Source organism: Nocardioides ginsengisoli (assembly GCF_039537225.1).
In the GTDB taxonomy this organism is placed as follows: domain Bacteria; phylum Actinomycetota; class Actinomycetes; order Propionibacteriales; family Nocardioidaceae; genus Nocardioides; species Nocardioides ginsengisoli.
The window spans coordinates 1-20,463 of the sequence record NZ_BAABAC010000046.1; the positions used below are offsets into that span (position 1 = coordinate 1).

Below are 20,463 nucleotides of genomic sequence, written 5' to 3' on the forward strand. Positions count from 1 at the left end.
TCACCCGGAGGTCTTCGTCATCGTCCAGCAGGCGCGCCGTACCTAACGTCCGTGGTCAGTACAACTAGGCGTCGCGGACTAGGCGTCGGGGCCCTGGGCGCGCACCCGCTGGACGTGCTCGAGGGAGTCGCGCAGCTCGGTGAGCCACTCGTCGGTGTGCTGCTGGACGAGCCGGACGCACCAGGCGAGCGCCTCGCTGCGGCTGCGCGCCACGCCGCCGGCGATCAGGGTGTCGAGGACGGCGCGCTCGGGCTGGCGCAGCCGGGTCATCACCGGCGCCGCGACGTGGGTGAAGAGCGCGCGGGTCTCGTCGCACTCGACGCCCCAGGAGACCTTCTTGTCGAAGTGGTGCTCGGCCTCGCGGGCGACGCCGATCCGGGTGTCGCGGGTGCGCTCGCGGAACTCCGCGATCCGGCCCTGGACGGCCGCCTCGCGCTCGGTCGCCGAGATCTCTCCGGCGAGCTGGGGGGCCGGGATCCGGCCGATGACGGTGATCTCCTCGCGGTCGACGGAGACGTCGATCAGGGACTCGAAGAGATCGTCGGGCAGGCGGCCGGCGAACCAGCCGCGGATCTGTTCTCGTTGCTCGGTTGTAATCATGTAATCGAGATTACGCCCGGTTTCGGGCAGCGCAAGACCTCCGCGGCGGCGGGTTTGCCGCAGGGCGCGCAGGACGCCGTCCGGCGCTGGGCTCAGACGCGGCTGCGCAGCCAGTCGAAGTCGGCGACGTGCTCCTCGGCCCCGCCGGGCGTCTCGCAGACCACCGGCGCGTCGGCGTCCCGGATCACCTGGGCCAGCAGGTCGGGGTCGATCCGGCCGGCGCCGAAGTTGGCATGCCGGTCGGCGCCCGAGTCGAACTCGTCACGGCTGTCGTTGGCGTGGACCAGGTCGATCCGGCCGGTGATCGCGCGGATGTCGTCGACGATCGTCTCCAGCGCGTTGCCGCCGGCGTGGGCGTGGCAGGTGTCGAGGCAGAAGCCGACCATGTCGGCACCCTCGGCGGAGGCGATGGCGTCCCACGTGCCCTTGATCCGGTCGAGGTAGCGGGTCATCGCGTTGGTGCCGCCGGCGGTGTTCTCGATGAGCAGCGGGATCTTGAGGTCGGTGGCCTCGATCGCCTTGCGCCAGTTGTCGAAGCCCTTGGCCGGGTCGTCGTCGTCGGTGACGTGGCCGCCGTGGACGATCAATCCCTTGGCGCCGAGCTCGGCGGCGGCGTCCATGTGCTGCTGGAGCAGCTTGCGGCTCGGGATCCGCTGGCGGTTGTTGGTGGTCGCGACATTGATCAGGTACGGCGCGTGCACGTACAGGTCGACGCCCGCGGCCTCCGCGGCCGCGCGCAGGGCCGCGGCGCCGCCGTCGTAGGCGAGGACGGGGCCCTTGTAGGACTGCGGGTTGCCGAGGAAGAACTGCACGAGCGGGGCCTGGCGGGCGGCCGCCTCGGCGATCGGGTCGGTCTGGTCGACGTGGGCACCGATGCGCAGCTCGCTCATGGCGTCATCGTAAGGAGCGCCTCCGACAGTGTCAGAACCCGCCACGATCTCGATCCGGGGAGGTAGTGACAACCCGCCGGACACGGCGGACTCGTGGGGGGAACATGAAGAAGAGCGGGAGCATCGTGGCCGTAGTCGCGGTCCTGGCCCTGGCCGGATGCAAGGGCGAGGCGTCGATCGGCGCGAAGACGATCAGGGCTTCGGAGCTCGAGACGAAGTTCGCGGCCGCGGTCGCCGCGCAGAAGAAGGTCGACCCCGACACCGTGGAGGTCAGCTGTCCGGACGACCTCCCCGCCCGCAAGGGCGCCAAGGTCGGCTGCACCGTGACGGACGCCCGGACCGTCTACGACGCCACGGCGACCTACACCGGTGCCGAGAAGGGCGACAACGTCCACTTCGAGTGGGACCCGAAGGCGATGCGGGGCACCGTGGTCGCCGAGCAGATCAAGGGCCAGGCGGCCACCAAGGGGCTGACCGTCACCACCATCGCGTGCGACGGCGACCTCGAGGTCACCCCCGGCAGCACCCTCGCCTGCACCATGACCGACGACGGGGGGCGCACCTGGGCGGTCACGGCGACCTCGAAGGGACCGAGCGCCGACGGCGTGCTCGACTACACCTGGGACGCGACCGCCGACGCGTCCAGCGGGAGCCCGGCACCGACGTCGTCCCCCTCGGCCGGGGAGGGCGGGGCCGGCGGGGGCGCGGGCTCCGGGGCGGGCTCCGGTGGCGCCGCGGCCCACGGCAGCCGCTACCCCGACGGCCACGGCGACGTCACCGCGTTATCCCTCGCCGACTACCTCGGCCAGACCCTGAGCAGCCTGTCGGGCAAGGCGCTGCGCGCGACCTGCCCCGGCCCGCTGCGCGGGGCGGCCGGCTCGACGGTGACCTGCTCGATGTCCGCGCGCACGGGCGGTGGCGGCTCGTTCCCGGTCAAGGTGACCTCGGAGGGGCCGCGAGCCGACGGGCAGATCGGGTTCGCCGTCGAGATTCTCCACTGACCACCCGGCCTCGGCCGGCACGCGGTCGGGGCCCGGCGGCGTCCCGGCGATGTCCTGAGCCTGTCCTGAGCCTGTCCTGACGTTGTCCCCTCTTGTGCGCAAACCCTCGGCGCGGACCGCGTCGGCGCACTAACGTCCCGGCGTGACCACCCTCCATGTCTCTCGCGGCGACCAGACCTGGTCCTTCGAGGAGCCCCGCGTCGTCGGCATCGGCCGCGACCTCGGCTCCGACATCGTGCTGACCGCCCCGAGCGCGTCGCGCAACCACGCCCAGCTCCGCTCCGACGGCTCCGGCTGGGTGCTCGTCGACACCGGATCGAGCGGCGGCACCTGGCTCAACGGGGCGCGCGTCAGCGAGGTCCGGCTGACCGGCCGGACAGCGGTCCGGTTCGGCGCGGCCGACGGCGAGGAGCTCGTCCTCTCCCCCGCCGGCGTCGAGCAGCGCCCCGCCGGCTTCGACCCGGCGACCCTGCCGCCCGCCGGCCTGGCGCAGACGGTGCTGCCGGGGACCGGTCCGGTCGGGCCGGGCTACGCGAGCGGTCCGGGCGTGCTGGTGCGCGTCGGGTCCGGGTCGTTCCGGTTCCCGCCGGGCAGCGTGGTGCGGATCGGCCGCGACCCCGCCAACGAGGTCGTCGTCGACGACCCGTCGGTGTCGCGGCTGCACGGCGTGGTCGAGGGCCGCCCCGACGGCTGGTGGTACGTCGACCGCTCGACCGCGGGCACCTACCTCGAGGAGGACCGGGTCGCCCAGCGCAAGCTCGAGGAGCCCACCACCCTGATGCTCGGCCACCCCACCGCGGGCGCCGAGGTCGAGGTGGTCCCGATCGTCGCGGCGGGCGCCGCGCAGAAGTCGATCGCCAAGAAGAAGCGCCGGCGGACCGCCGCGCTGGTCGGCGGGATCGTCGCCGCGCTGGTGCTGGTCGGCGGCGGCGTCACGGCCGCCGTCCTGCTGGGCGGGGACGACGAGCCCGCGCCCGTCGCCAAGCCGCAGGCGCCGGCCGGGCTGACGACCGCCGAGCTCGACCGCGCCAAGCTCGCGAGCGTCCTGATCATCGCGGTCGACGCGACCGGCCAGCCGATCTACACCGGCTCCGGCACGATCATCAGCGACGACGGCCTGATCCTGACCAACGCCCACGTCGGCAAGCCGAGCGCGCCGGGCCAGGTCCCGCCGGGCGAGGAGCCCGCGGGCCTGCTGGTCGCGCTCACCTCGGCCGAGGACGACAAGCCGGCCGCGCCGTCGTACGCCGCGGAGCCGGTGGTCGCCGACGGCGTCCTCGACCTCGCGGTCCTCAAGATCACCACCGACGAGAAGGGCGACAAGGTCGACGACCGCGACCTCGCCCAGCTGCCCGACCCGCTCCCGATCGGCGACAGCGACGAGCTGCGGACCGGCGACGAGCTGACCGCGCTCGGCTTCCCGGCCGTCGCGCACGTGGCGTCGGACGACGGCCTCGACCGCGCGCTGACCGTGACCCGCGGCGTCGTGTCGACCTTCCTCAAGGAGACCGCGATCCCGGGCAGCCGGGCCTGGATCGACAGCGACATCCGGATCGGCTCCGGCAACTCCGGCGGCGCGTCGATCAACACCGACGGCGAGCTGGTCGGCATCAACAGCGCGGTCGTCACCGAGTCGACGGTCGGCGACAGCGGCGAGGGCGGCGCGTTCACCGGCGGCTCGGCGCGGATCCGGCCGGTCAACCTGACCAAGGAGCTCATCGACATCGCGAAGAAGGGCGGCGACCCCGACTACGTCTCGCCGTACCTCGACGACGTCCCGGCGCCCCCCGCCGACCCGATGGGCCAGGCCACCGCCGAGCCCGGCGGCTGGAGCCTCGACGGCAAGGGCGACTGCACGGTGAAGACCAGCCTCGCCGACCCGCAGGTCCTCACCGGCGTGAGCCTGCCGGCGACCCTGTACGCGCACTTCGCGGTCACCGGCCTGCCCGACGGAACGCCGTTCACGATCGAGCTGCACAACCCCGAGGGCGAGCTGCTCGGCTCGCTCGACGGCGAGTGGAGCCTCGGCGACGGCCAGGTCTGCGCGGCGGTCTCCCTCGACCTGCCCGAGGGGCTGAAGGGTGCCATCGCGGTGCTGGTCGTCGGCGGCACGTCGATCGACGACCCGGTGCTCTTCCGGTAGGGCGCACCGGCCTCGGCGGGCCACGATTCGGCCCGCCCTGCCGCGCGCTGTTAACCTCTCCTGTCCGGTGCCACCTGGCGCCGAACCCCCGAGCCGGTCCGAACCGGCTCGGAATGCAGAGCCCTCCTGCCGCGGAGAGTCCGCGGCCGCCTGAGTCCAGAGGAGGTGGAGACCGCTTTGCGCAACTACGAAGTCGTGGTCATCCTCGACCCGAGCCTCGACGAGCGGACGGTCCAGCCGTCGCTCGACAAGTACCTGAACGTCGTCCGCAACGACGGCGGCACCGTCGACAACGTCGACGTGTGGGGCAAGCGTCGCCTGGCGTACGAGATCAAGAAGAACGCCGAAGGCATCTACGCGATCATCAAGCTGACCGCCGCTCCGGCGACCGTCGACGAGCTCGACCGTCAGCTGACCCTCAACGAGTCCGTGCTGCGGACGAAGGTCCTGCGACCCACCGTCTGAGGTACCCGAAGGATCCGTGCCTGTGGATGACGCCTACCCAGTGTCGGCCGTCCGCGACACGATGGGGGCCGACGCCCGGGGCTGACCCGGGCTGCAGGCCGTTCATACCCACCCTCACCAGGAGATCACCATGGCAGGCGAGACCGTCATCACCGTCATCGGCAACCTCGTCGATGACCCGGAGCTGCGCTTCACCCCCTCGGGTGCGGCCGTGGCGAACTTCCGGATCGCGTCGACGCCGCGCACCTTCGACCGGCAGAGCAACGAGTGGAAGGACGGCGACGCCCTCTTCCTCTCCTGCGCGGTCTGGCGGCAGTACGCCGAGAACGTCGCGGAGTCCCTCACCAAGGGCATGCGCGTGATCGTGACCGGCCGGCTGAAGTCGCGTCAGTACGAGACCCGCGAGGGTGAGAAGCGCACCGCCATGGAGATCGACGTCGAAGAGGTCGGCCCCGCGCTGCGGTACGCCACGGCCAAGGTCAACCGCGCGGCGCGCGGTGGCGGCGGCGGTGGCGGCTACAACGGTGGCTCCCAGGGTGGCGGCGGCAACCAGGGTGGCGGCGACCCGTGGGGTGGCGGCAGCCAGGGTGGCGGCAGCTACGGCGGTGGCAACCAGGGTGGCGGATCCAACTACGGGGGCGCCGCCCCGGCCAACGACCCGTGGGCCGCGCCGGGCGTCTCCAACGACGAGCCCCCGTTCTGAGCAACAACACATCAACCATTCCGGCCGTTCGTTGGACTGACGCGGCCGGGCTCTGAGGAGGAGCACCACAATGGCGAAGGCAGTCGTCCGCAAGCCGAAGAAGAAGGTTTGCCAGTTCTGCAAGGAGAAGGCCACCGGTGTCGACTACAAGGACACCGCCCTTCTGAAGAAGTTCATCTCCGACCGCGGCAAGATCCGCGCCCGTCGGGTGACCGGCAACTGCGTCCAGCACCAGCGTGACATCGCCATCGCGGTGAAGAACGCCCGCGAGGTCGCGCTGCTGCCCTACACCTCCAGCGGCCGCTGATCGCGTTCGGTAGAGAAGGAGACTGAACTCATGAAGATCATCCTGACCCAGGAGGTCGAGAACCTCGGCGGTGCCGGCGACGTGGTCGAGGTCAAGGACGGCTACGGCCGCAACTACCTCATCCCGCGCGGCTTCGCGATCCGCTGGACCCGCGGCGCCCAGGCGCAGGCCGACTCGATCAAGGCTGCCCGCGCTGCGCGTGCGGTCCGCGACGAGGCCCACGCGGCCCAGATCAAGGCCAAGCTCGAGGGCTCCCCGGTCGACGTCAAGGTGAAGGCGGGCCAGGGCGGCCGTCTGTTCGGCGCGGTCACCGCTGCCGACATCGCGGCGGCGCTCGGCGAGGCCGCCGGCGAGGCGATCGACAAGCGGACCATCGTCCTCGGCAACCCGATCAAGGCGCTGGGCAGCCACGCCGTGTCGGTGAAGCTGCACGACGAGGTCTCGGCCGCGGTGGCGCTCAACGTCATCCCTGCCTGACCCGCATCCGAGCGGCCCGCGCGAGCGGGCGATCGAGACGCAAGCGGCGTGGCCGGTCCCTTCGGGGCCGGCCACGCGGCTATTTTCGACCCACTCCCCTGTTTCTTCCCCAACACAGGAGCCTTCCCCGATGCATGTACGACGGCTGACGCCCGCCGCCCTCCTCCTGCTCGCGCCCGTGCTGGCCGCCTGCAACGGCAAGGACGCGGCGTCCGACTCCCCCGCGCCGAGCACGCCGGCCAGCGCGCCGAGCACGGCCGACTCGCCCACCCCGACCGCGGCGTCGTCCGCCACCTCCCCGTCGTCCGCGTCGTCCGCGACGTCGGCGCCGGTGGAGGTCACCTCGGCCCCGGCAGCCGGGCTGCCGGCGGCCTGCGACATCGTGACCGCCGACGACGTCGCCGCGGCGTACGGCGTGACGGTCGGCCAGGCCGAGGTCGGCGGCGGCTCCACGTCGGAGGGCGCGCGCACCTGGTCGAGCGACAACTGCTCCTTCGAGGCGCCCGACCTGGTCGAGGTCACCGTCAAGCTGAGCGGCCCGGAGGACTTCAGCAAGGGCGGCTTCGGCTGCCCGCAGCCCAGCGACATCTCCGGCGTGGTCGAGCCCGCCGACGACATCGCCGGTGCCGCCCACGGCTGGTGGAAGGTGAGCAACCCGCCGCACTTCAAGGCCTCGCTGCGCGCCTGCACGACGACCGCGCTGCTCGAGATCGACCTCGACTACCAGGACGGCGTCGACTACGAGGGCGACCCGCGCAACCAGTCCGCGGCGCTCGCCGAGCGACTGCTCGCCGCCCTCAAGCGGGCCTGACCCCCGTCGTACCGGACGAAACGGTCGTCAATCGCCGTCGACGGCGACCGCGTCGTCCGGTACGACGGGAGCCCCGGCCCAGTCGCGGCCGGCGAAGACGAAGCACAGCACCACCAGCGCGATCTGGACGACCTGCGCGGCGACCTCGCCGGCCGGTCCGATCGCCGTCCAGCCGGCGCCGAACGCGAGGGGCGGCGCGGCCAGCACGAACAGCAGGCCGAGCGCGCCCAGGCTGAACGCGCTCGCGCCGGCGCTCTGGCGCGCCCGGAAGGCCGACTGGCCGAGCTCGTGGCACAGCAGCGCGAAGAAGGCGAAGCGCGGGACGTCGGCCGCCCAGCCCAGCGACGGGTCGGTCTCGAGCCAGCGGGCGACCGCGGGCACGACCAGGGCGATCGAGAACCCGAGCGCGACCATGCCGAGGAAGCGCAGCGCCGGCAGCCGGCGCGCGTCGAGCGCCTTGCCGAGGGCGTGCAGGCCGACCAGGACGAGCAGCCAGCCGACCGGGTCGGGCAGCGGGTCGAAGGTGCCGGGCTTGGCGTTCGCCGGGCCGAGCGCGAGCAGGACCAGGCCGAGTCCGACCGCCTGCAGCGGCTTCACGCGGTCGCCCCGGTCACCAGCCAGCTGTCGCCGGCGGCCCGCCGCAGCAAGGTGAGCATCCGCCCGCCCATGAAGAGTACGCAGAACACGACCCACAGCCAGGGGAGTCCCGCGCCCAGCGCGCTCGTCAGCAGCACGACCGGAGCGTAGCCGCCGAGGACCACCACGCCGGCCAGCGCCAGATAGCGGCCGTCGCCGGCGCCGATCAGGACGCCGTCGAGGACGAACACGACCCCGGCCACGGGCTGCGCCACCGCTGCCAGCAACAACACCGGCACGAGCGCGTCGCGGACGCCGTCGTCGCCCGTGAAGAGCGCGCCCAGGACCGGACTGCTCGCGGCGAGCAGGACGCCGGTGGCGACGCCGCTGACCACGCCCCAGCGGACCATCCGCCGGGTGACCGCCCGGGCCGCCGCCGCGTCGCCGGCGCCGAGGTGGCGGCCGGTGATCGCCTGGGCGGCGATCGCGATCGCGTCGAGGACGTAGGCGAGGAAGCCCCACAGCGTCATCGCGAGCTGGTGGGTGGCGATGGGGACCGCGCTGCTGCGCGTGTCCGTGGCGGTGAGGACGACGGCGTACGTGGTGACGAGGAGGGACGCGCGCAGGGTGAGGGTCCGGATGATGAGGGGGACGCCGGCCCGGGCCGCGGCCCGGACGCCGGGCAGGTGGGGGCGCAGGGTCGCGCCCTCGCGGCGGGCCGCCCGGACCACGACCAGGACCAGCGCCAGCGCCATGCCGGTCTGGGCGAGCACCGAGCCGAGCGCGGAGCCGGCGATGCCGAGGCGGGGGAGGGGGCCCACGCCGTAGACGAGGGAGACGTTGAGGGCGATGTTCGCCAGGTTGCCGAGGACGGCGACGGCCAGCGGTGTCCGGGTGTCCTGCAGGCCGCGGAGTACGCCGGTGCCGGCGAGGATCAGCAGCAGCGGGACCACGCCCAGCGCCGCGATCCGCAGGTACGTCGTCGCCGGGTCTACGACGTCGGGCGTGGCGCCGAAGAGGCCGACGAGCGGGCCGGCGAGGAGGGCGGTGGCGAGGGTGACGGGCAGGCCGATCGCGCCGGCGAGCCAGAGTCCGTCGAGGCCCTGCGCGAGGGCCGCCGTACGGTGACCGGCGCCGAGCTGGCGGGCGACGCCGGCCGTGGTGCCGTAGGCGAGGAAGATGCACAGGCCGACGGCGGTGGTGATCACGGTGCCGGCGATGCCGAGTCCGGCGAGCTCGGGGGTGCCGAGGTGGCCGACCACCGCGGAGTCGGCGAGCAGGAAGAGCGGCTCGGCGACGAGGGCGAGGAAGGCCGGGATCGCGAGCCGCGCGATCTCCCTATCGAGTGCCGCTGTGGGACGGGTCACCGGGCCGGTCCCAGGACCGGTGGATAACTACGGTCACCCTGTGGAAAGTGAGCGTGGAGGAGCGGTGGACGACGGGGACGTCCGGGGGACCGGTCGCAACGCCCGGGTGGCCGCAAAGTGAACGGGATCACACGTATGGTTTTTGTCTTCCACAACTGTGAGTCAGTGTTTACGCAGGTCAGAGCCGGTTTCCACAGATCGGCCACCTCTGTCTCCACAGCTTCCTCCCCAGCCCGTGCACATCATGTCCGCGTGTCCTCCACGGGGCGCGGCGGGTTATCCCCAACCCTTGTGAATAGTCCGCTCTCGGCGGCTTTCATCCGACCCGGTCCTCCCCGTAGGTTGCCGGTTCAGATCAGCGCGAGTCCGGCGGACCGGGGCGCCCGGACATTGTGTCGGACCCCCCTGGCAGCGTGAGCACCGGACGACGAGCTGGACGAGCGAGACGATGAGCCGGGTAAGCCGGGTGACCCGGGTGAGCCGGACGAGCAGGACGAGCAGCACGACGTAGGAGGGGGATCAGAGGCGTGAGTCTCACCGACGACCCGCCGGCCTGGACCGCCGACCCGCCGCAGGACTGGAGCGACGGCCCCGCGTCGTACGCGCCCGGTGAGGCGCCCTCCGGGGGCCGCACGCCTCCGCAGGACATGGCCGCCGAGCAGTCGGTGCTCGGCGCGATGCTCATCTCCAAGGATGCGATCGCCGACGTCGTCGAGGTGCTCCGCGGCGTCGACTACTACCGGCCCGCGCACGAGTCGATCCACGACACGATCCTCGACCTCTACAGCCGCAACGAGCCGGCCGACATGGTGACGGTCGCGGGCGAGCTCCAGCGCCGCGGCGAGCTGCAGAAGATCGGCGGCGCGCCGTACCTGCACACGCTCGCGGCCAACGTCCCGATCGCCGCCAACGCCGGCTTCTACGCCGAGATCGTGCGCGAGAAGGCGATCCTGCGCCGCCTCGTCGACGCCGGCACCAAGATCGTCCAGATCAGCTACGCCGGCGAGGGCGAGATCGACGGCATCGTCAACGAGGCGCAGTCGGAGATCTACAAGGTCACCGACCGCAACAAGACCGAGGACTACGCGCCGCTCAGCGACATCATGGACGGCGTCCTCGACGAGATCGAGGCGATCGAGAACCGCGAGCAGGGCATCTACGGCGTCCCGACCGGCTTCGCCGACTTCGACGAGCTCACCAACGGATTCCACTCCGGCCAGATGATCGTCGTCGCCGCCCGACCCGCGATGGGCAAGTCGACCCTCGCTCTCGACTTCTGCCGCGCCGCCGCCATCCACAACAACCTGACCGCCGCCTTCTTCAGCCTGGAGATGACGCGCGCCGAGATCGTCATGCGTCTGCTCTCGGCCGAGGCGCGCATCCCCCTCAACCACATCCGCAACGGCAAGATGGGCACCGAGGAGTGGGACCGCCTCGCGCGCCACGTCGCGAAGGTGTCCGCGGCGCCGATGTTCATCGACGACTCGCCCAACATGACCATGGTCGAGATCCGCGCCAAGGCCCGCCGCCTCAAGCAGAAGCACGACCTCAAGCTGATGGTGATCGACTACCTCCAGCTGATGAGCTCGGGCAAGAAGGTCGAGTCCCGCCAGCTCGAGGTCTCCGAGTTCTCGCGTCAGATCAAGCTCCTCGCCAAGGAGCTCGAGATCCCCGTCATCGCGCTCTCCCAGCTCAACCGTGGCCCCGAGCAGCGCGCCGACAAGCGCCCCGCGGTCAGCGACCTGCGCGAGTCCGGCTCGATCGAGCAGGACGCCGACATGGTCGTCCTGCTGCACCGCGACGACGTCTACGAGAAGGAGTCGACCCGCCCCGGCGAGGCCGACCTGATCGTGGCCAAGCACCGCAACGGCGCGACCCGCGACATCGTCGTGGCGTTCCAGGGTCACTACAGCCGGTTCGTCGACATGGCGCACTGACCGCGAGAACTGCCGACGACCCCTGAGTTTGCAGATGAACGATCCAATTTGCATGTCCTGCAGGTTCGTCGGGACGACAGTGAAACGAGGCGATCGAACCTTCGTCTGAAGTCCAGGCACGTGTGCCAGAACTGGGCGACCGAGTCGCCCGGCGCTGCTAGCTTGAGCCGTCCCTCGAACCGTGGAGTCGTCAGTGAAGCACCAGCTGCAGTTGTTGAGCCCCGGTGCCTTTCAGTCGATGGCGGCCGCCCTCGCGGTCGCCGAGTTCGGCGCGGGCATCCAAGTCATGGGCGCGGGCAAGGACGGCGGCCGGGATCTGTACTTCGAGGGTCCCTTGACGTTCGGGTCGACCGAGGAGTCCGCGGGCGAGGCGTTCACCGGCTACACCGTCTTCCAGGTTAAGCATCACGCCAAGGTCTCCGACTCACCGACCGCCGACGCCTCGTGGCTCTGGGGAGAAGTGAAGAAGGAGCTTGACGCCTGGGCCGACTGGGATAAGAAGGACCCACGCGCCCCGCTGCCCGACCAGCTAATCTTCATCACCAACGTCGCCCTCACGCCCGTGCAGAATTCGGGCGGCCACGACGCGATCCGCAAGAACATCGAGGCTTACCGAGCCAAGTTGAACAACGCTAGCCGCGACGTCGACGATCCAGACGCCGTCGTCGACAAAGCCCAGCGACGCAAGCGGATCGCGCACATCAGGGCGATCCGATTCTGGGACGGCAACCAGATCGACGCTCTGCTGAACGCTAACGCAGCAGTGCGCCGCCGATTCGATGCGTTCCTGACGGCCAGCGATGTGTTCACTTTCATCTCGGAGCTCACCGGGAACGTCTCGGTCAAGGACAGCGAGCCGGTACTACTCGACCAAGCACGCACAGAACTCCTCTCTGACGGGCTGGTCTACTTCGATGACGCCGGAGACCGCGACAATCGAGGCATCCCAGTTCACGAGGTCGCAATCGACCTCCCGGCGACGTTCCCAGGCGGAGGCGGCAGGAGCACCGTACTCAGGCATGTGCTCGAACGTGGCGACAACATCCTTGCCCGAGACATCACCGCCGTCGACGGCCCGCGCCACATTGTGCTCACCGGCCAGCCCGGCAACGGCAAGACCACGATCTCGAAGTTGATCGTGCAGGCCTACCGCGTGGCAGCACTCAAGGGCTCGACTGCACTCGCCGCCAACCACGACGCCGTGCTCGCTGGCACTGAGGCGGTACTGCACAAGCTGGGTCACCAACTCCCGCGCCACCGTCGCTGGCCGCTGCGCATCGACCTCGCCCATTACGCGGAGGAGCGGGGACACAAACTCGACGAATCGCTGATGCGCTACGTGGCCGAACGCATCAGCAAGAGGTCGAACCACGGAACCGTCACGCCCGCCGCCCTCACTTCGTGGCTCGGCGCCTGGCCTTGGCTGGTCGTGTTCGACGGACTCGACGAAGTCACCGAGCCAGAGACCCGGCGCACCGTGATCGAGCGTGTAGTGGAGTTCGTCAACAACGCCGAAGGAGACCGATGCGATCTCCTTGCGGTCATCACCACGCGACCGGTGGGCTATACCGAAAACATCGACCCATCCTCGTTCGAGACCGTCGCCCTTGACGACCTCACACCCGAAGAAGCCGTCACCTTCGGAACCAAAGCTGCCCAGGTGCGCCTCCGCGGCGACGAGGAGCGCATCGGAAAGGTCACCGCAGCCCTTCGCGGGGCTGCCAACGACGAGAACCTTGTCAAGCTGCTTCGGACTCCGTTGCAGGTCCTGATCTTGTCGATCATCGTTGACGGAGCCGGGACCATAGCCCCGGACAGGTACAGCTTGTTCTCGGACTACTACGACACCGTCGTACGGCGGGAACGAAACAAGCCGACGATGGTTCGCACGCTGCTGACCAAGTACGAACCGTTCATCCACCAGCTTCACGAGCGCGCCGGCTTCCTACTACAACAACGCAGCGAAACCGCCGAACACTCCACCGCCGTGCTGACCGAGCCGGAGCTGCGCGACATCGTTTGGCACATTCTCGATGAGGCAGAGTTTCAGCCTGACGGGCATCACTCTGACGTCCTTGATTCGATCATCAAATCCGCTACCCAGCGGCTGGTCCTCATTGCGCCTAGGAACGACGGCTTTGGTTTCGACGTGCGCTCACTCCAGGAACTCGTGGCGGCCAGACGAATCAGCGACGCGCCGCTCGAGACCCGTATCAGAAGGCTCCGTCTCTTGGCGCCCAGCCCGCACTGGCGGAACACGTGGTTGTTCGCGGCCGGAAAGGTGTTTGCCGAACCGCGCGCACACGAACACCAAGCCGTCGTCGAACTCGTCGAGACGATTGACCAGGGTGCAGCCGAACGCATCGGAGTGCACCTACCGATCGGCCCGGAGCTCGCGCTCGACATCCTGGACGACGGCATGGCGCGCGCCTGGCCAATTTGGAGCCGCCGAATCCTCGCCCACGGCCTCCACGTACTGGACGCTCCCTCGGCCTTTGGCCTTGACCGTTCCCTACGCATTCTCTTGCGGTACGCCGATAGCGGCGTCGACCAACGAAACGCCGTGGCGCGACTGATTCGGGACGACCTGACCGCAACGGCATGCCGTCTGACCCTCGCCAGCGCGTCCGACATGGTGCCCGCGATTGAACGCGACCTACGCGTACACGAGCGCACGCTCGGCCTCGGCTTGGTTCTGGACCAGATCGCAAAATCCCCGCACCCAGCCTCGCCTCGCGTGGACTGGGGCGCCTTGAACGATGAAATCGACACAAGCCCCTACCCGGCCACGCTCGATCCCGTAATCCGCGGCGCGGCCGATGCGCTAGAGGCGATCAAGAACGAGGTCTTCACCGCGGCACACCAAGCCGATCTGGTCACCTGCCTGAACGTCCCCGAGGCAGCAGAAGTACTGAGCGCGGCCCTCGCCCACGTGCTTCCCGGCGACGTGGCGCTGTTCCTCCAACTCCGATCCGTGCTGTCACAACGCTTCCGAGCCCCGCTCGGCGAACGCATCCTCGCCTGATCCGAGGTCCCTCGCGACCGTCTATGCGCGGGCCCGTCGGAGGCCACTCAGCCACCGAGCAGATTCGGTTTCGCCGCCGCGAACTCCTCCTCAGCCGGAACGCCCGCGCGTCGTGACGCCGAGGAGCGTTCACACGCGAACAGGCAACCGTGGTCCATTCGAGGACCACGCCGATGTCGTCGACGGGCGAGCAACTGTCGAGCGGGGGCAAGAAGAGCTGGCTGGCGATAGAACCCGCCGCCGGCGCGCGGACTCCGAGACCTGCATGAGCGCCCGGCCAGGGCGGAAGCATCGCAATTCTGGCTGCTTAGGATGGTGCGCCACCTAGCTGAGGCTTCGGGTCCGGACACCCTTGAGGGTCCTCAGGCGCGGGCTGACCTGAAGTTGACTGGCGAACGAGGTCGGCCAGCTCGGCCGCACGTAGGATCGCGCCGGGCTGGCGAAGCCGCATGGCCTCCCGAACCGCAGCGTCTTCGAAGAGGCGAAGCAGGTCTTCCCAGGAGATCTGCCCACGACCCCGCGGCGATACCTCGACCTCGTTCCGTTGCCGCAGGTCGGGGGGTGCCTGGCGCTGCGCCACGTCGATGAACTCGATGAGCAATCTGCGAATGTCATACAGCGCCCGTTCGGACCGTGCCCGGGACGGGTTGATGTCGTATTGCTGCCGCAGTTCCAGCAACCAATTGACGACTCCTTCGCGCAGACGAGCTTCTCGTCGCGTTGTGGATTGAAGGTTCTGTCCGAGCTCCGCGATCGCCCGGTCAAGGGCCTCGCCGCGGAACCGGTATTCAAGGCGGTGCTCGTCAGTGCAGAACCATCGCGCCCGCCCCTTGCGAGTCTCGCGAGTGATTCGCTCGGTGCACTCCGGAAGGCGGCACCAGCTCGCAATCTCCAGTGCATCGGTCGAAGGCGGCGTCATGGGCGGATGCGGCGGTGCGGCGGGTGGAGTACGGATTGCAGGTTCTGCCTCGCGTGCATTCAAAGACGCTCGCAGGAAGGCCAGTGCGGGTCGCGTCAGCACCTGCTGCATCGCCAGATCGACCATGCGGATCACGTTATCGCAGGTCAGCCCTACGAACGTCGGTGAGCGTATCCAAATACACACTCTGGGCGAGAAGGGCCGTCGGCATTTGGCTCGATGGCATCGAGTCGCGTTCCCAAATGGTGGCGTTGATGCCGCTCTAGGGCGTACGCTCGCGCCAACGGGGAGCCGGCAGCGAAGCGCCCAGAAGGGCGCAAAGCCCGCTCAGGGCCGGTGCAACGGCCGAGCGGGCTTCGCTGACAGCGCCTCGTGGAGACTAGGCATCCACACGAAGGGCACTGCTATGACTAGTGTCGCGTACTCGGTGTACCCATGGCCACATGGCTCGCAATCGTGTCGGGGCGAAGCCTTGGATGGCTAGGAACGGTCCGACATGGGACACCCGTTGGATAGTCACCGTCGCGGCGACCCGAGCCTGTCCGTGCTTCCTGAGCCCCATCCGGCCATGCCGAGGGCCACTGCCCGTCGAGGGACAAGGCGAATCCCGAAGGCCGTTGGTCAGCTTCTCAGTCCGCTCCTGACGCAGGACCGCGTCATGGAGCTCGCGGAAAATGACGAACTGGGTGCGGGGAACTGCTCGGTCGTCTGGAACGTGGCCGACAAAGCAGTCGTCCAGCCGGTGACCGACATCGAGCTGCCGACGAGTCTGGACCTGTTGCCGATTCGCCGAGTCGGGACATATTGCGATGCGCCGAACACGATCGCGATGTTCCCTGCCGTCCGGGACGGCTACGTCCTGATGCTCACGGTCGAGTCTCGGCTGGAGCTTGCTTGGCTGCAGCATCTGGCGTGTGACCCGCGGGTCAGTGGGTTGTATACGCAGCCGTGCCTGTTGCTGTGGACCCACGAGGAGGGGAAGGCGTGGCGCGTTCCCGACCTTGCCGCGGTCATCGACGGGCGGCTGGTGTTCTTCGACGTCAAGCACTCTGTTCGGCTGGAGGAGCCCTGGACTCAGATGGCCTTCAAACTCACCGCCCGGTCTCTCGCGGACGCTGGTGTCCCATACGAGGTTCTCAGCGAGATGTCCGCACAGCGCGCCCACAACCTCCAGCTGCTCTCCAGATACAGATGGTGGAACCCGGCGCTCGCCGAAGCGACAGCGGCAGTCAGGGACGCTCGCCCCCACACAGCAGCGGGCCTGATCCGGATCATCGCGGATCTGCAGAGCAGTGGGAAGAAGCTCCGTGACGAGAGCGCCGTCCTGGAACCCGACGCCCTGGGTGTGGGCCAGGCAGTTCTCTTTCACCTTCTCGCGACCGGCCAGTGCTCAGCGGATCTCGACGCGCCGCTGCGAGTGGTGACGGGCTTGACATGGCCAGAACAAGCGGACTCAGGAGGCGCGCAATGACCGAGTCATTCGATGACACCGGGCTGCATTCACTACCGGTCGATCTGTCCCTCGATGCAGTGGTTCGCGACGTCAACGGAAACGAGCGAGTGGTTATCAAGCACTTCGTCGACGAACTTGGCGAACTCATGATCGTCGTCTACGAGAACGGCGAAGCGCACAAGGTGCCGGCCCGGGAACTGCTCAGGGAAGCAGCGGCTCGCCATCGCCTTGAGAATCCGCTCATCGTGGTCGACCACAACACCGAGCTCCTCAACTGGCTCTCTGAGGAGAAGAAGCGAGAGGCATTCGAGCTTGCCCAGCACGTCTATGACGTCACGGTCGGCCGAGGCGCCCGGGCTTCTGACCGACGACCGAACCCTTACGATCCTGAGACGACGGACGAAACCACGCGGCGCCAAGCGAAGGTCGCCGAACTCGGAGTGAGTGACAGCAACTTCGGTCGGTGGATAACGCGGGTCAAACGTGACGGGCCTTTGGGAATGGCTCGGCACAGCACGCGGAAACTGCGCTCCCTGGGCATCGCCGACGTTCCTCCCGAGATCCTTGCAGTGGTGCGGCAGTACCTGATGGACCGTGACGTTTCCAGCAAGAAGACCCGGCTGAGCGAGCACGCTGAGGTCCTGGATCTGCTCCGGCGCCAACGCCTGGTCAGTCGCACGCCCGGGGTCATCGGCCCCTACGGAGCGCCGCTCCCGCTAGAAGCCGATGTGCTCTCGGCGAAGACCTTCGCCAAACTGGTTCGACAATTCGGCCGCGGACGCGATCCACGAACGGCCAAGACCAGGCAGCAGCAGAGGAACCGCAAAGCAGTTAACGGTCTGCGTCACCGGGGCTTCGACTTCGGGGACCGCATCGAGATGGACTCCACCCCCGTTGACATCCACGTCGCCGGCCCTGACGGACCCCAACGGGTCTGGGCCGTATTCGCAGTGTGCGTCAGCACCCGCTACTGCTGGCTACGTTTGGTTCCTGGGCCACCGCGAGGCGTTCATCTAGGACTTCTCCTGTGGGACATCCTCGGTGGAACTTCACTCTGGGGCGACCCCGCCACGCCATCCGCGACGAACGCTCTTTCCACCATCCCGAATGTCGTGACGGCCAACCTCTGGCGCGGCGCTGAGCCACCTCCCGCCACCCTTCCGGGCTGCATCGCTGTCGACCATGGCGCTGAAGAGGAGAACCACTACTTCATCGGCCTGTGCGCTCAACTGGGGATCACGCTCTATTGGGCCCGGACGATGGATCCAACCTACAAGGCCTACATTGAGTCGCTGATCCGGAAGTTCGGCATCGCTTGCGAGCTCGTCCCGGGCCACAAGGGCAACACCGTCGAGAACAAGCCGTCTCGGCAGGCCAGACGGCTCCTCACGTTCGAGCAGGCTCGAGCGGCTTTTCGAGTCTGGCCGGAATGGGTGGCGAATCAGCCCCACACCGGCCTTACTGACGCCACGATGCCGAACAGGCACCTCACGCCCTTGGAGGCCGTCAGCGTCTCGCTGACGCGCGGCGTACCGATTCGGGTTCTGACCGACCCGACCTTCGCGCTGCGACTGCTGCCGCATCTGTCGTTAGTCCCCCACGATGATGGAGTCACCTGGCAAAAGCGGCGATACACCTGTGCGGACTATGAGCCGATCATCAAGCACTCAACATCGCGCGGCACCGCGCGGCGCCCGCTGACCTTCTACTACGACCCGGACGCACCAGGCAGCCTGTTTTGGCCTGAGCCAGGAACATTCAAGGTCCGGACGCTGCATGCCCCAGGGGTTGCGAGCGGCGTTACCCCCGCCTTCGCCGAAGTGCGCGAAGCGCTGCGGATGTCGCTCCAGGGGCAGCGCTGGCCCACCCACGACGAAATGGCCAGTCGCCGAGCCGACCTGCTCGAACTCATGGCCCAGGCATGGCGCGTCGAAGGCCTCGACAGCGAGCTGACGGTCGTCCCCATCAACCGGGGCAAGAAGACCGCGACAAGGAAGGCGCGCCAGAGACTCATCGACAGCGGCGGATGGGATCTCAACATGCTCGCGGACCTCACAGCCGATTACCAAGACGAGGTCGCGGACCGCTTCTTAGCCGGATTCGACGACTGGGAGGAAGCCTGATGCCACGCCTCTCCTTCGCCGAACCAGATCATTGGCCCGCCATTCACCAGCTGCGCACAACGGCCCCTCCATGCACGCCCGACGCGCTCTACAGCTGGATCCATGCCCAGCACGTCCCAACGCGCTACGAGGCACAGATTGGATCGGCGCTCGACAAGGTGATGCGCCAGCACACGGGAACCAACGAGTGCTGGCTCGCCGTCAGCGGCCCCTCACATCTCGGCAAGAGCTCGGCGCTCACCCAGGTCGTCTTGGAGCGGGCAATGACGGAGCCTCATGCTTGGCGTCAACGCAACCCCGACGGCTACCTCCAGACGCCCTACGTCTACGTCGAGGCAGCGTCGAAGCAGGAGGCCCGTGGACTCCTCGCTGCTATTGCTCGCGTCCTGGGACTTCCCGACGTGGGCAACGAGAAGGACCTCCACCAGATGCTCAGCCAGGCCCTGCCCTCCCTCGGAGTTCGACTGATCGTCGTCGACGACGCACAGATGTACCGGCGCGTCAGCGACAGCGCGTCCCGGCTCACCGACGGCATCAGGAACCTGCTCCACCTGCCGGTTCCGTTCGTCTTCGTCGGCATCGACCTCGAACACTCAGCACTCCTGCGGGACCCAGGTCGCAACAACGACACGGTCTTGCAATTGCAACGTCGTCGAATCCAGCTCAACCTCAGCCCACTCAGGACCGGCCAAGAGCGAACGGCTTTCGATGCGATCACGTCACTCGACCGACGAATGCGAAAGGTTGTAGACCTCGACCTTCGCTACATGGACCATCACCTGATCCGCGACCTCCTGCTCCATCTCGATGGACGTCTGGGCAGCATCCTGAACACGCTCAAACGAGCCTTCGTCGAGGCAATTGCGAACAACAAGGGCGTCGTGACGGCGGATCTGGTCCGCAACGAAGCCGACAGTGTGCGCCGCGACTCAGCGGCACAACAGGTAACAGCATGAGCCCAGCCGTCCCGTTCGCCTATGCCCCGGCACCGCTCGACGACGAGCCGCTGGACGGCTACCTGGAACACGTCGCTCACCGACTCGCTGTGCCCGTCGCGGACATCTACCAGTATCTCGGCGTTCGTCGCACTCGCGCCTACGCAGGCGCACGTGGCCTGACGAGTGAGCAGACCGAGCTCGTCTCCACCGCACTGGCGATCCCACCCGAACGCGTCACCGCAATGACACTTCGCCGCTACGCCCACCTGGGACTGATGCCTCGCGACGAGCCCGGGCGCCGCAAGGGCGGTGAGTTCGGGGCAAGAGCAGCAGGAGCTCGCTACTGCCCCGAGTGCCTGAAGCATCGAAACCTGAGATGGCGACTTCACTGGTATCTCCACTGGAGCTTCGCGTGCGCCGAACACAGAGTCCTACTAGCGAATCGGTGCCAGGTATGCGGAGGCGACATACGCCGCTCTCGTTACGGACACCCCGTCGCTGTGCCATCGACCCACCATGAGTTCCCGAGCGGAGACGGCTTGTGCCGCTGCGCGACGGCAGCACTCTCCCAAACCAACAGCGCGGCGTTCCTAACAACGCACGCCGGACTCGGACCGGTCCTCGCAGCTCAACGGCACATTCGCGCCGTCATCGAGTCCCCGCATGCACAGGTTGACTACTTCGGCACCCCGACGCCTGCGATCACCTGGATTAGAGACCTCGCAAGC

Annotated in this window: 17 protein-coding genes and 1 pseudogene; 13 read left to right on the plus strand and 5 right to left on the minus strand. The window is 68.6% G+C overall.

Going from position 1 to position 20,463, the window contains the following annotated elements; all coding sequences use genetic code 11:
- Positions 1 to 78 precede the first annotated feature (78 nt).
- Positions 79 to 600 (minus strand): ATP-binding transcription factor AbmR, encoded by a 522-nt coding sequence (abmR, locus tag AB4880_RS23270; RefSeq protein WP_367921610.1) that lies wholly within the window; start codon positions 598 to 600, stop codon positions 79 to 81.
- A 92-nt stretch (positions 601 to 692) separates the two neighbouring features.
- Positions 693 to 1,490, minus strand: coding sequence for a deoxyribonuclease IV (locus tag AB4880_RS23275; RefSeq protein WP_367921611.1), 798 nt, complete (start codon positions 1,488 to 1,490; stop codon positions 693 to 695).
- Positions 1,491 to 1,594: 104 nt separating this feature from the next.
- Between AB4880_RS23275 and AB4880_RS23280 the strand changes: the two genes are divergently transcribed.
- The 7 genes from AB4880_RS23280 to AB4880_RS23310 all read left to right on the plus strand — a co-directional run bounded on the left by AB4880_RS23280 (position 1,595) and on the right by AB4880_RS23310 (position 7,397).
- Positions 1,595 to 2,491: a DUF4333 domain-containing protein gene (locus AB4880_RS23280; protein WP_367921612.1), complete on the plus strand. Its 897-nt coding sequence runs from the start codon at positions 1,595 to 1,597 to the stop codon at positions 2,489 to 2,491.
- 142 nt (positions 2,492 to 2,633) lie between these two features.
- The gene (locus AB4880_RS23285) at positions 2,634 to 4,634 is read left to right on the plus strand and encodes an FHA domain-containing protein (RefSeq protein ID WP_367921613.1); all 2,001 of its coding nucleotides are present in this window, start codon (positions 2,634 to 2,636) and stop codon (positions 4,632 to 4,634) included.
- A 177-nt stretch (positions 4,635 to 4,811) separates the two neighbouring features.
- Positions 4,812 to 5,099 carry a 30S ribosomal protein S6 gene (rpsF, locus tag AB4880_RS23290; RefSeq protein WP_056897082.1) on the plus strand — a complete coding sequence of 96 codons (288 nt, stop codon included), beginning with the start codon at positions 4,812 to 4,814 and terminating at the stop codon, positions 5,097 to 5,099.
- Positions 5,100 to 5,229: 130 nt separating this feature from the next.
- Positions 5,230 to 5,802 (plus strand): single-stranded DNA-binding protein, encoded by a 573-nt coding sequence (locus tag AB4880_RS23295; RefSeq protein ID WP_367921614.1) that lies wholly within the window; start codon positions 5,230 to 5,232, stop codon positions 5,800 to 5,802.
- Positions 5,803 to 5,872: 70 nt separating this feature from the next.
- Positions 5,873 to 6,109, plus strand: a complete 237-nt coding sequence (gene rpsR, locus AB4880_RS23300) for a 30S ribosomal protein S18 (RefSeq protein WP_036543922.1) — start codon at positions 5,873 to 5,875, stop codon at positions 6,107 to 6,109.
- Positions 6,110 to 6,139: 30 nt separating this feature from the next.
- Positions 6,140 to 6,586, plus strand: coding sequence for a 50S ribosomal protein L9 (rplI, locus tag AB4880_RS23305; protein ID WP_367921615.1), 447 nt, complete (start codon positions 6,140 to 6,142; stop codon positions 6,584 to 6,586).
- Between the two features lie 130 nt (positions 6,587 to 6,716).
- On the plus strand, positions 6,717 to 7,397 hold the full coding sequence (locus AB4880_RS23310; protein WP_367921616.1) for a hypothetical protein: 681 nt from the start codon (positions 6,717 to 6,719) through the stop codon (positions 7,395 to 7,397).
- A 27-nt stretch (positions 7,398 to 7,424) separates the two neighbouring features.
- Here the strand turns inward: AB4880_RS23310 and AB4880_RS23315 are convergent, their stop codons facing one another.
- Entirely contained in the window at positions 7,425 to 7,994 is a 570-nt protein-coding gene (locus AB4880_RS23315; RefSeq protein ID WP_367921617.1) for a hypothetical protein, read from the minus strand.
- Positions 7,991 to 9,340: an MATE family efflux transporter gene (locus tag AB4880_RS23320; protein ID WP_367921618.1), complete on the minus strand. Its 1,350-nt coding sequence runs from the start codon at positions 9,338 to 9,340 to the stop codon at positions 7,991 to 7,993. The genes AB4880_RS23315 and AB4880_RS23320 overlap by 4 nt, the downstream gene beginning before the upstream one ends.
- 647 nt (positions 9,341 to 9,987) lie before the next feature.
- On the opposite strand from AB4880_RS23320, the gene dnaB reads away from it, so the two are divergent.
- Together dnaB and AB4880_RS23330 are read left to right on the plus strand one after the other, a co-directional pair.
- Complete coding sequence (gene dnaB, locus AB4880_RS23325; protein WP_367921633.1) at positions 9,988 to 11,277, plus strand: replicative DNA helicase; 1,290 nt, start codon at positions 9,988 to 9,990, stop codon at positions 11,275 to 11,277.
- 193 nt (positions 11,278 to 11,470) lie between these two features.
- Positions 11,471 to 14,302, plus strand: coding sequence for an NACHT domain-containing protein (locus AB4880_RS23330; protein ID WP_367921619.1), 2,832 nt, complete (start codon positions 11,471 to 11,473; stop codon positions 14,300 to 14,302).
- Between the two features lie 307 nt (positions 14,303 to 14,609).
- Here AB4880_RS23330 and AB4880_RS23335 read toward each other — a convergent pair whose 3' ends face one another.
- On the minus strand, positions 14,610 to 15,347 hold the full coding sequence (locus AB4880_RS23335; protein WP_367921620.1) for a hypothetical protein: 738 nt from the start codon (positions 15,345 to 15,347) through the stop codon (positions 14,610 to 14,612).
- Between the two features lie 532 nt (positions 15,348 to 15,879).
- On the opposite strand from AB4880_RS23335, the gene AB4880_RS23340 reads away from it, so the two are divergent.
- The 4 genes and pseudogenes from AB4880_RS23340 to AB4880_RS23355 form a co-directional block, all read left to right on the plus strand.
- On the plus strand, positions 15,880 to 16,692 hold the full coding sequence (locus tag AB4880_RS23340; protein WP_367921621.1) for a hypothetical protein: 813 nt from the start codon (positions 15,880 to 15,882) through the stop codon (positions 16,690 to 16,692).
- Positions 16,689 to 18,797 (plus strand): hypothetical protein, encoded by a 2,109-nt coding sequence (locus AB4880_RS23345; RefSeq protein WP_367921622.1) that lies wholly within the window; start codon positions 16,689 to 16,691, stop codon positions 18,795 to 18,797. The genes AB4880_RS23340 and AB4880_RS23345 overlap by 4 nt, the downstream gene beginning before the upstream one ends.
- Positions 18,797 to 19,753 (plus strand): AAA family ATPase, encoded by a 957-nt coding sequence (locus AB4880_RS23350; protein ID WP_367921623.1) that lies wholly within the window; start codon positions 18,797 to 18,799, stop codon positions 19,751 to 19,753. Before AB4880_RS23345 ends, AB4880_RS23350 begins: the two co-directional genes overlap by 1 nt.
- Positions 19,750 to 20,160, plus strand: a pseudogene (locus tag AB4880_RS23355) (TniQ family protein); the annotation flags it as partial. The gene AB4880_RS23350 and the pseudogene AB4880_RS23355, both read left to right, overlap by 4 nt.
- Positions 20,161 to 20,463: the final 303 nt, after the last annotated feature.